General features: G+C 44.7%; 9 protein-coding genes. 4 read left to right on the forward strand and 5 right to left on the reverse strand.

From position 1 onward, the window contains the following. A partial coding sequence (locus QZW82_RS16640; RefSeq protein ID WP_293150039.1) for a hypothetical protein occupies positions 1–222 on the forward strand: 222 nt, incomplete at its 5' end. Positions 223–418: 196 nt separating this feature from the next. On the opposite strand, the gene QZW82_RS16645 is transcribed toward QZW82_RS16640, so the two are convergent. Together QZW82_RS16645 and purH are read right to left on the reverse strand one after the other, a co-directional pair. Continuing rightward, positions 419–1,369, reverse strand: a complete 951-nt coding sequence (locus tag QZW82_RS16645; RefSeq protein ID WP_293150041.1) for a 2OG-Fe(II) oxygenase — start codon at positions 1,367–1,369, stop codon at positions 419–421. Positions 1,370–1,808: 439 nt separating this feature from the next. After that, complete coding sequence (purH, locus tag QZW82_RS16650) at positions 1,809–3,353, reverse strand: bifunctional phosphoribosylaminoimidazolecarboxamide formyltransferase/IMP cyclohydrolase (protein ID WP_293150043.1); 1,545 nt, start codon at positions 3,351–3,353, stop codon at positions 1,809–1,811. 547 nt (positions 3,354–3,900) lie between these two features. Here purH and QZW82_RS16655 point away from each other — a divergent pair. Further along, positions 3,901–5,718, forward strand: coding sequence for a PAS domain S-box protein (locus QZW82_RS16655; RefSeq protein WP_293150045.1), 1,818 nt, complete (start codon positions 3,901–3,903; stop codon positions 5,716–5,718). A gap of 154 nt (positions 5,719–5,872) precedes the next feature. On the opposite strand, the gene glcD is transcribed toward QZW82_RS16655, so the two are convergent. From glcD to QZW82_RS16670, 3 genes are all read right to left on the reverse strand, one after another. Then, positions 5,873–7,348: a glycolate oxidase subunit GlcD gene (gene glcD / locus QZW82_RS16660; protein ID WP_293150047.1), complete on the reverse strand. Its 1,476-nt coding sequence runs from the start codon at positions 7,346–7,348 to the stop codon at positions 5,873–5,875. A 13-nt stretch (positions 7,349–7,361) separates the two neighbouring features. Beyond that, positions 7,362–8,246 (reverse strand): DUF6671 family protein, encoded by an 885-nt coding sequence (locus tag QZW82_RS16665; RefSeq protein ID WP_293150049.1) that lies wholly within the window; start codon positions 8,244–8,246, stop codon positions 7,362–7,364. A gap of 589 nt (positions 8,247–8,835) precedes the next feature. After that, positions 8,836–9,228, reverse strand: a complete 393-nt coding sequence (locus tag QZW82_RS16670) for a transporter (protein ID WP_293150051.1) — start codon at positions 9,226–9,228, stop codon at positions 8,836–8,838. A gap of 157 nt (positions 9,229–9,385) precedes the next feature. On the opposite strand from QZW82_RS16670, the gene QZW82_RS16675 reads away from it, so the two are divergent. Further along, positions 9,386–10,564 (forward strand): glycosyltransferase family 2 protein, encoded by a 1,179-nt coding sequence (locus QZW82_RS16675; protein ID WP_293150053.1) that lies wholly within the window; start codon positions 9,386–9,388, stop codon positions 10,562–10,564. Between the two features lie 263 nt (positions 10,565–10,827). Beyond that, positions 10,828–11,508 carry a class I SAM-dependent methyltransferase gene (locus tag QZW82_RS16680; protein ID WP_293150055.1) on the forward strand — a complete coding sequence of 227 codons (681 nt, stop codon included), beginning with the start codon at positions 10,828–10,830 and terminating at the stop codon, positions 11,506–11,508. Positions 11,509–11,705 lie beyond the last annotated feature (197 nt).

An 11,705-nucleotide genomic window follows, 5' to 3' on the forward strand; every position in this document is an offset into this window, starting at 1 on the left:
CGCGGTTTTAACCGCCGCCTCCGCAGACTGAAGAAAAGGCGGTGTCAACAAAAAAATATCATGTTAAGCATCCATTCTTTAACCCGCATCGGCGGGTTTTGTTTTTGTAGACGCGGTTTTAACCGCCGTCTCCGCAGACTGAAGAAAAGGCGGTGTCAACAAAAAAATATCATGTTAACCATCCATTCTTTAACCCGCTTGGAGTGGGTTTTGTTTTTGTAGACGCGGTTTTAACCGCCGTCTCCGCGGTGTAAAGAAAATGCGGTGTCAATAAAAAACGTAATGTTAACCGTCCATTCTTCAACCCGCGGAGGCGGGTTTTGTTTTTGTAGACGCGGTTTCAACCGCCGTTTTATCTTAATCCACAAATCGTGTATCAATTTGCTTTACGCACCCAGCTTAACCTGCAAATCTCATCTCAATCCGCTTTTCGCACCCAGCCATTAATAGTAAACCTACTATCAGCAAAAGCTTTCGAGGGACAGTTGACTCGCAAAACTTCGTGCATATAGCGACTCAGAAAAAATACAATGCTATTATTCCGAGGCTCAACCTTTCTGAATGTCTCATCTGCAACATAAAAATTGTTCTCGACTTTGCTGTCGTAAATCAGCAATTCCCCGCCTGAAAAAGCCTTAGGTTCTCGGTTGAAATAATAAACGTAAGTAAAAAATCTACTGGCGGTATCTGGCGAACCGCTATCGTTATGAAGTTTGTAAAAGTTGTTGTCATTGTGCATTGTTAATTGAGCTTCTATGTCACCCAGCGCAAATTCTGGGATATTTAATTTACGCAGCACATCGGGGAGAATTGCTTTAATGCGATTTACCATCAGTGTGGAAAATTCCGGGAAGGAGTGGAGCACCATTGAGCGACGGTAATCTTCGGCATTTGTTGAGGTACTGGTAGTTACAAATTCTGATTCTTTGGCTAAAACATATTTAATTAGTTTGTTCTTTTCTGCGGTTGTCAAAAAGTTATCTATTTGGGCGTAGCGAGATATTAAATCGTCATTTACGGGTGCGGGGGCGGGAATTTCTGCGGGAATTTCTGCGGGAATTTCTGGGACAATTTCTAGGGGGATTGCTGGCTGCTGCGGTTGCGGTTGCTGCAAGAAAATTGGGGGTTCGGTGACTAATCCGACGAGATGTTCGGCGGGAAAGGAAAGGCTGGAACGCCCGTCGTCTATGGGGATTTGGAATAAGGTGGAAAAACCTACTGTCTGTTGCGGGCGATCGACTAATGCTTTGACAAGGCTGTGCAATAATGGTGTGTCGGATTTGAGCGTAATGGTGCACTGATGTCCGCCGGTAAGCAGGATTTTAACTTTTACGTCTTGGGGTTTAATTTGCTGTTCGCTGTAAGTCATAATTTTTGAAGGATACAACTGGGTACTGGTTAGGGATATAACAGTTTTGATTGGTGTCACAGTCTTCTCGATCCCCCGCTAGCCCCTCTTAAGAAGCAGGTTGGTTCGCGTCTGGGCCAAGGTACGTTGTTGGGCTTTAGCCCTCTTTATAAGATTAGGAAAGAGGGCTGAAGCCCAACAACGTACCTAATTTGTCTGACGACAATAAAACCACCCTGCCTAACCCCCCTTAGGTCGGGGGGGACAAGAGTCTCAAAGTCTCCCGTCTTAGTAACGATAAAAGTGTTTTCAAAGTCCCCCTTCTTAAGGGGGATTTAGGGGGATCTAGACTCGGATACTAACGAGAGATTCAAAGCTTTTAGACTTAAGTTAAGACCAATGAACACTATTATATCCCTACACTATCGTACACAATTAAGAAAAGCTATAGGTATTATTCCTAATGCAAAAAGTGCCGGATATCAGTGAAAACCATTGTAATTCCGAGTTGGTTGGCTGCTGCGATCGAATCTTTGTCGCGCATACTTCCTCCCGGTTGGACGATCGCAATTATTCCCGCTTGGGCAGCCGTTTTGACGGAATCATCGAAGGGGAAGAAGCCATCGCTAGCCAAAATAGCTCCTTTGCTCTTCTCTCCCGCTTGTTCCAACGCTAGTTTAACCGATCCCACGCGGTTCATTTGTCCGGCGCCGACACCGATTGTAGTGCGATCGCGCGTCACAACGATCGCATTTGATTTAACGTGTTTCGCCACTTTCCAAGCAAACAGCAATTCTTCCAACTCTCCCGCAGTCGGCTGCTTCTCGGTAACGGCGCGCCATTTGCTAGTTTCTTCTACTAGATTATCCGATTCTTGTACCAGCAAACCGCCTGCAATTACCTTAACAGTTTGCGCTGGCCCTGGAGTCAAATCCGGCAAAATTAATACTCGAACTTTCGCCTTTTTCTTGATAATTTCTTCCGCTTCTGGTTCGCACCCTGGGGCGACGATACATTCTAAAAATGTTTGAGTTAGCGCCGTTGCAGTAGCAGCATCAATCGGGCGATTCAGAGCAACAATTCCGCCAAAAGCTGAGACTGAATCCGTATCAAAAGCTTTTTGATACGCTTCGGAAATAGTCGAACCCAAAGCTGTACCGCAAGGATTTGTATGCTTCAGAATCGCGGCGGCGGGAGTATCGGGAAATTCTACAATTAGCCGCCTTGCTGCTTCTAAATCTACTAAATTATTGTAGCTCAATTCTTTACCTTGCAGGATGGTGCTAGTTGTCCAGCCTGTCGGTACAGTTCCGCTTTGATACCAGGTGGCGGCTTGGTGGGGGTTTTCGCCGTAGCGGAGTGTTTGCCGCTCGGTTCCCGATAAGCTAAACTCCAGTGGTAGCTTCGATTCAGGCTCGGATTGGCTGCTGAGATAATTGGCGATCGCGCGATCGTAATTTGCTGTATGCTGAAATGTTTCTAACGCACATTTTTGCCGAAACTCTAAGGATGCTTCCGCGCCATTTTGTCGCAGTTCTGCTAAATAAGTATTGTACTGGTCTGGATTGCACAAAACTGTCAAATGAGCGTGATTTTTAGCTGAAGCTCTCAGCATCGCCGGCCCGCCGATATCTATATTCTCGATCGCGTCAGCTAGAGTAACTCCAGGTTTGGCAATAGTCTGTTCAAAGGGATACAAATTGACTACAACTAGATCGATCGTCCGAATTTGATTTTCCGTTAAATCCGCGATGTCTTGCGCTACATCGCGGCGTGCTAAAATACCTCCGTGGATTCGCGGGTGAAGTGTTTTGACTCGCCCGCCCAAAATTTCGGGAGAACCAGTATATTCTGCAACTTTCGTGACAGGGATTCCTGCTTCTTTGAGGGCGCTTGCTGTCCCGCCGCTGCTAATTATGTCAAATTCAAATTCTTCTACTAGACTGCGCGCTAAGTCGATTAGCCCGGTTTTATTGGAGACGCTCAGAAGTGCTAGACGTGCCATTGGTTTGAAATTGCGATCGCAAAAATAGACAGGTTACATTCTATATCAAATCTGGCGGCAGGTAGATAATTTGCTAATTGGTAATTGTGATTATTTCCTGAGACTTCAAGCATGAGCCTGCTTGTGAGCCAGCGGACTTACTTCAAAATCATATAATAATTTATACTTGGCAATTGCTTCTAAATATTTATAACAGGGGAGTCGATAGTGTTATTTTGTCCCCTAGGAGGCTGATTGAAGCCATTTCTCGCCTTAATGGTTAGTTTTCCTACTACGTAAATCCCGATGTTTTTGAAATTACTTACTCAAGTGGAATAGATCATTCCATGGAGATAAATATTAAATTTCAAAAATATTTTAGGATGAATCATAAAAGTAATGTGTTAGCATCGAAGGGAAATTGTTTTCTGCCTAGATTAAAATAAAAATTTCGCGATCGCAACACCTTAATAAAAAAATGGTAGGTTTAAATATGTTTTTTCATGAAGCTGATTCAGGAAATAAGGTCAGTAATATTAGAAGTAGCCACAAAACACTTTCTAAAAATATGAACAATAGAATGGACTGTCAAGAGTTACCCCAAAAAATAGCCGATGATTGCATAGAATCCAATTTTGGACAATCTGACAGTATTAGTATTTGCGAAATGCAACAGATGCAGGAAGCAATTGAACAGTTAGAACAGGACTTGAAAGCTAGCGAATCTCGGTTTCGGAATGCGATCGCCAAAAATGCTGACGGTATCGCAATCGTCAATAAGCAAGGGCTTGTATGTTTTGCCAACCCATCAGCAGAAGCGCTATTTAACTGCAAAGCAGAAGAACTTTTAGGTCAAGCATTTTTTGGCAATTTGGTAGTAGAAGGTTCAGCTTGCGACATTGAAATGGACACGGATATTATTCCCCAAGTTGGAGAAACAGAAGCAGCAGGGATGCGTGTCGTGCAAACAGAAGTTGAGGCTATTCGCAGGCACAAAGCAAATGCTGTAGTAGAAATGCGGGTGGTGGAAACGGAATGGGAGGGAGAAATGGCTTATTTAGCAACGTTGCGGGACGTTACCGATCGCAAGCGCGCAGAAGAAATGCTTTGGTTGTACGATCGGGCTATGGCCGCTACCAGCACCGGAGTTACCATTGCTGACGCCACCAAGCCAGAATATCCAATTATTTATTGCAATCCCGCCTTTGAAAGCATGACAGGCTATCGACGGGAAGAAATTCTCGGCAAAAACTGCCGATTTTTACAAGGAAGCGATACCGACTCCGAGGCATTAGAAATAATCCGCCAAGCCTTGACAACCGAAAGCGAATGTCAGGTAATATTAAAAAATTACCGCAAAGATAGAACAGTTTTTTGGAATGCTTTATCAATATCTCCAGTGCGCGACAAAACAGGCAAATTAACTCATTTCATCGGCGTACAGAGAGACATCACAGATCGCAAACAAGCCGAAGAATCCTTGCGAAATTCCGAAGCACAAAGCAGAGAACAATCAGCACAACTAGCAGCAGCACTTGACGAACTAAAAAATACTCATTCCCAATTAGTTCAAAGCGAAAAAATGTCCAGTTTGGGATTGCTGATTGCCGGAGTGGCTCACGAAATCAACAACCCCGTCAGCTTCATTCACGGCAATCTCGCTTACCTCAAAGATTATACCCAAGACTTATTTCACCTCCTAGAACTTTACCAACAACATTATCCCAATCCAGTCGCTGAGATTCAACAAGAAACAGCAGAGAACGATCTCGACTTTTTAGCTGAAGATTTACCCAAAATCATGTCTTCAATGAGCGTAGGCGTCGATCGCATTTGCCAGATTGTGCAGTCGCTGCGGAACTTTTCGCGGCACGACGATTCACAGATGAAACCCGTTAACCTCCACGAAGGTATTGACAGCACGCTGTTAATTCTCAATCACCGCTTGAAAGGAAACGGCGAAATGCCACCAATTCAAATTGTCAAAGAATACGGAAATTTGCCGCTTGTAGAGTGTTTCGCCGGGCCGATAAATCAAGTTTTTATGAATATTCTCAGCAATGCAATTGATGCTTTAGACGATCCGAACATTAGGGAAGATTTTCAAGAAATGCCAGAAAATTTCCGCCAGATTAGAATTTGTACCGAAGTTACCGGCAATGTTGTAGAAATCAAAATTGCTGACACCGGGCCGGGAATAACTGAAGAAGTTAAACAGCGCATATTCGATACATTTTTTACTACGAAACCCGTTGGTAAAGGCACGGGAATGGGTTTGTCAATTAGCTATCAAATTATTGTAGAAAGACACAAAGGGGAATTGTATTGCACTTCAGAATTGGGGAAAGGCACGGAATTTGTTATCAAAATGCCGATCGCACATTAGCACGGTTAGCAATAAAAAAAATTGTTTGTAGTGAGGACTTTAGTCCTTCTTCATCAAAATATAAGAAAGGACTGAAGTCCTCACTACAAACTCAAAGGACTGAAGTCCTCACTACAAACTCAAAGGACTGAAGTCCTCATTACAAACTGGGCATTTAAAAAACTTCCGCACCCTCCAACTTTTTCATAGCTTCAACCTTAGCCCTCGCCGCTTCGCCGCAAGTCTTCGGCGTTGGAAACATCTTCCCAGGATTCGCCAAACCTTTTGGATTAAACACGTGACGCACCCACTGCATCGTCTCCAAATCTACTTCGGAAAACATATCCGGCATAAAACACTTCTTATCAGCACCGATACCGTGTTCCCCCGAAAGACTGCCGCCAACTTTCACGCACAACCTGAGAATTTCTCCGCCCAATTCCTCCACCTTTTCCAGCGCACCTTTTACCGAATTATCGTACAAAATCAGCGGGTGCAAATTCCCATCTCCCGCATGAAATACATTCGCAATCCGGTAGCCGTATTTTTTGCTCAATCCCTCAATCTCTTTCAAAACATAAGCCATTTGCGTGCGGGGAATTACGCCGTCTTGCACGTAATAATCCGGGCTGAGATGACCCGCCGCCGCAAAAGCAGCTTTCCGCCCTTTCCAAATTTTCATCCGCGTTTCCGGATCGTGAGCCGTCGTGATATTTCGCGCTCCATTCTGCTTGCAAATATCGGCGATTCGCTGTTTATTTGTGGCAACTTCCACTTCTAAACCGTCGATTTCTACGAGCAGAATTGCGGCCGCATCGCGGGGATAACAACCAGTTGCTACCACATCTTCTACAGCATTGATGCTGATATTGTCCATGATTTCCATGCCGCCGGGAATAATGCCCGCACTGATAATATCGGAAACCGATTCGCCCGCTGCTTCTATGCTAGGAAAATCTGCCAACAAAACGCAAATCGATTCCGGCGCTTTCAGGATTCGCAAAGTAACTTCTGTCGCAATTCCTAAAGTGCCTTCGGAACCGACAAATACACCTGTTAAATCGTAACCGGGCATCTCAGGAATTTCGCCACCGACATCGACAATCGAACCGTCGGGAAGTACCAATTTCAATCCTAAAACGTGATTGGTTGTCACGCCATATTTGAGGCAATGAACGCCGCCAGAATTTTCAGCAACATTACCGCCAATCGAACAAACAATTTGACTCGAAGGATCCGGTGCGTAGTAGAAACCGGCACCGCTAACTGCCTGCGTTACCCAGTTATTAATTACTCCGGGTTGTACGACTACTTGCTGATTTTCTAAGTCTACTTTCAGGATTTTTCGCATCAGGGCGGTGACAATCAGCACGCAGTTTTCTACAGGTAAAGCGCCGCCGGAAAGCCCGGTTCCTGCGCCTCTAGCCACCCAAGGAATCGAATTGCGATCGCAGATTTTGACCGCATTTGCCACTTCCTCCGTAGTTCGCGGCAATACCACCAGGGCGGGGCGCTGGCGGTAGCTGGCGAGTCCATCGCACTCGTAGACAATCAATTCTTCGCGGCGCTGCACTACGCCGTTTTTGCCGACTACAGCCTCAAATTCTTTAATAACGGGTTTCCAGTTGCGTTCTGTTGCTACGGCTATCATTAGTAACTTATTTTTAAGGGTTGCAATACTGACACTGACCGGGATCGGCAGTCTCTCGACCGTCGGGAAACAGTTCTTCTTTAGTATAACCGCAGTTTTTGCATAGATAAATTTGCGATCGGACTAGCTGAGTCGGAAAATAGCAAAGTCCGCAGGGCAACCCGATTTTCCTGTCTGCAATCTCGAATCCCGGCCAACCGCACTCCGGGCACAATTGCTGGAAATTTTTAACTAAATCGAGAGTTGCATTTTCAATATTTTTCATCCGAGTGGGATTGTACATCGCCCGCATATCTGTTTCGACGTGAACTTTGCCAGTTGAAGATTTTTTCAAGCCTGCTGATACAGCATCAAAAAGTTTTTTTTCTGTCGCAATGCCCTTGATAATTTCACCCTTACCGAGTGCAGCATCGCCAACTACAACCACCATTCCGTGTGCGGGAAATCCCGCTTTTTGTGCAAAATACTCGGCTTCTTCTATACTTGCAACTAACTGGTGACTGTAATTAGTTTCCACTGACAAAGATTCGCCGACAAGTTCGATATTGTTAGCTCTATCTAATAAAATTACAATTTCTCTGTTGGCTGGCAGATACGGCATCATTGGGTGAGGGCCAAAAGTACCTTCGCTCGCAAATGCTAGAGTTTCGCCCGCAACTTCTAGAGCTTTTTCTGCTTTCTGGCGAGCCGCTTCTATTTGAGTACCTAAACGCTTAACTTCTCTGGTGAACGTGCCGAATGCGTCAGTGTCAAAATCCGCAGGTACGCTAATTATGACGCCTAATTCTCGTTCCAAAATCGGAGCCATCACCCGTTCTTTTTGGTGCATAGTAGCAAGAACTGCCGTGCGACTTATTAATAGTTGATGTGGATTCATAGACTCAGAGGACAGAGACATATAGCCTTTCTCAAAAAAATGAGTTACTCATGGGCATAGGGCATAGGGCATCGGCCAAACAGGGCATGGGGCAAAGAGGGCAAAGAGGGCATACCTCACCACGCTTGAAAACCGCTATATTGCAGGATTATTTCATAACAGAGGACTCACATATACCCTGCGACCTAAATTATCAATTCAGCACTCAATTATCAATCTTATACCATTTATCTTAACTGTTGCTACAACATAATTTTTGAGTTGGTTTGCTCAATTCGCGATGGCATAGGTGCGTCGCAATGAGACGATCGATTTTATACTATGGATTTTAAATTGCGACGCACCCTACCGCTAAAATTATTCAATCTAAAATCTAAAATCTAAAATCTAAAATCTAAAATCTAAATAGGTGCGTCGCAATGAGACGATCGATTTTATACTATGGATTTTAAATTGCGACGCACCCTACCGCTAAAATTATTCAATCTTCAATCTAAAATCTAAAATCTAAATAGGTGCGTCGCAATGAAACGATCGATTTTATACTATGGATTTTAAATTGCGACGCACCCTACCGCTAAAATTATTCAATATTCAATCTAAAATCGTATTAATTGCCACCAGTCACCCCCCCAGCCTGACCTCTGAGTACAAAAATTACTCCCGTCATAATTAGCCCCACGCCTACCAACCGCAGTGGTGGCAAAGGCTCGCCAAATACAATTTTGCCGCCCAAAACAGTAAACAAGTAACTAATTGACAGTAAAGGCGAGACTATGCTAATGTTGGCGCGAGACAAAACTACGATAAAGCCGATCGAAGAAACTGCATACAAACACAGACCTCCAACTATCAAAGGCTGAGTTGCCATTGCGATAACTTTTTCAACTAAATTAGCAGCGCCAATCGGCCCTAATATTTTTGCTCCTGCTTTCAGACTAAATTGACCCACAACACTGCACAAAATAGCAGCGAGCAAAACTAGAAAAACGCTTCTACTCATAAGTTTAAGTAACCTATATTACAGCAAAAATTGCCATTCCTAAAAACTGGAAAAACTTAAATTAAGTTTTGTTTAGTTTTCTTCACCACTAATAATTTAAGCATAGATACTGGAACAGTAAGTATTGTCGATCGCCAGTAACGCCTGGAACAAACATATGGCAGAACAGACCAACACCAGCGACGAATACAGTCTCGAACTCTCGATACTCATGCCCTGCCTCAACGAGGCAGAAACTTTAGAAATCTGTATCGAGAAAGCACAGAAGTCCCTGCGCGAACTTAATATTGCCGGCGAGGTCATAATAGCAGACAACGGCAGCACTGACGGTTCTCAAGATATCGCCACCAGATTGGGGGCCCGAGTCGTACCTGTAGCAGCCAAAGGTTACGGCAGCGCCCTGATGGGAGGCATCCTAGCGGCGCGCGGAGTTTATATTATCATGGGTGACGCTGACGACAGCTACGACTTTTCGCACCTGGGCGCCTTTGTCGAAAAATTGCGGGGAGGCTGCGATTTAGTCATGGGAAACCGCTTTCAAGGGGGCATCAAACCAGGGGCCATGCCGCCGCTGCACAAATATTTAGGAAATCCGGTGCTGACATGGGTTGGGCGGTTATTCTTTTCAAGTCCCGCCGGCGACTTTCACTGCGGGCTCAGAGGTTTCAGGAGAGACTCAATTTTGAAACTCGACTTGCAAACAACGGGGATGGAATTTGCCAGCGAAATGGTTGTCAAAGCCTCGCTGTACAAGTTGGGGATAACTGAAGTCCCAACGGTACTCTCTCCCGACGGCCGCAGCCGCCCGCCACACCTGCGAACTTGGCGAGATGGCTGGCGGCACCTCCGATTTTTGCTGCTGTACAGTCCCCGGTGGCTGTTTCTGTATCCCGGTACGGCGCTGATGGTGTTGGGTTTAATAGTTGGCATTTGGCTGTTACCGGGTACTCAAAAAATCGGGAGCATCAGCTTTGATGTACATACGCTGTTGTATGCTGCGATCGCAATTATCGTCGGTTTTCAAGCCGTAACATTCGCTTTCTTCACCAAAATTTTCGCCATCAGCGAGAAACTGTTACCGCAAGACCCCAAACTCAACAAAATATTTCGCTATGTCACCCTAGAGACAGGATTGATCGTGGGAATCACGCTAATATTAATCGGAATAATTGGCTCGTTCTTGTCATTAACTATCTGGAGCAAAACAGATTTCGGTTCTCTAGACTCCTCTAAAACTCTCCGTTTAGTTATTCCCTCCCTCACGTGCCTGACAGTAGGTTTGCAGATGGTTCTGTCTAGCTTTTTTCTCAGCGTTCTGAGCTTAAAACGCAGGTAAAATAATTCAACCTCAAATCTTATTACAATTGTCAGCAAAGATAATTTGAACCAGCCCAAAAACAGATACAGTCTGCCGGCGCCTGGAGTGGATATCCCCAGACTTTAGACCAAATTTCAAGCTACCCAATTCATCTGTGGAGTAAATCTAAAATCTAAAATTTAAAATTCAGAATCGACAGACTTGTCCAAATGCTGCGTTAAAGCGGTCACGAACAATCAGACTTCACCCATCTAATCTGTACATCGAAAATCTCAAATCCTATGACAGTAACTGAAAACAATTCCAGCGAGTATATCGGCCCCAAGCTAGGCGGTTTCGCAACTAAACTATCTTGGTACGCCCGCCAAAAAATGTTTGATTTGCTCCTGGCATTAGCCAATCCCAGCGACGACACAACCGTCCTGGATGTAGGAGTAACTTCCGACCGTCGCGAAGATTGCAATTTCTTTGAAAAACTCTATCCGTACCCCCATAAAATAACCGCAGTCGGCATGGAAGATGCTGCCTTTTTAGAAGAAGAATATCCCGGTTTAAAATACGTCCGTTCCGACGGGTTGACCTTACCATTTCCCGACAAAAGTTTCGATTTAGTCGTGAGTTTTGCCGTAATCGAACACGTTGGCAATAGAACTCAACAAAAAGCTTTTGTTCGAGAACTTTGCCGAGTCGGCAAAACTTGTTGCATCACCACTCCCAACCGCTGGTATCCCGTAGAATTCCACACTGCTGTTCCCCTAATTCACTGGTTTCCCCCTTCTTGGTTTCGAGCTTTGTTGAGATTGCTCGGCAAAAACTTCTTTGCCAAAGAGGAGAATCTCAACCTATTATCCGAGAAAGATGTGTTAAAGATGCTGCCAGCAGATGCTCAAGTTTCTACCAGACATTTTCGGCTTCTCGGTTTGATATCCAATCTGCTCTTTTATGTTAAAAATCCGCTTTGATTAGATAAGACTCGGCGGTTGAAACCTGTTGACCTCAAATTCGTATGTGGCGAACCGCCCCTGGAATACGGTTAGTGTCATGAATTATTCGCGGGGGGTTCCACGGTCATGTTTGGCATGATCTCGCTCTACGACGAGGCAAAAAACTGTGAGACAACTGGTTTCATTGGGAAAGGCTCCAATCTCATCAGATTTGG

The sequence above is a fragment of the Microcoleus sp. bin48.metabat.b7b8b9.023 genome (genome assembly GCF_013299185.1).
GTDB lineage: Bacteria > Cyanobacteriota > Cyanobacteriia > Cyanobacteriales > Microcoleaceae > Microcoleus.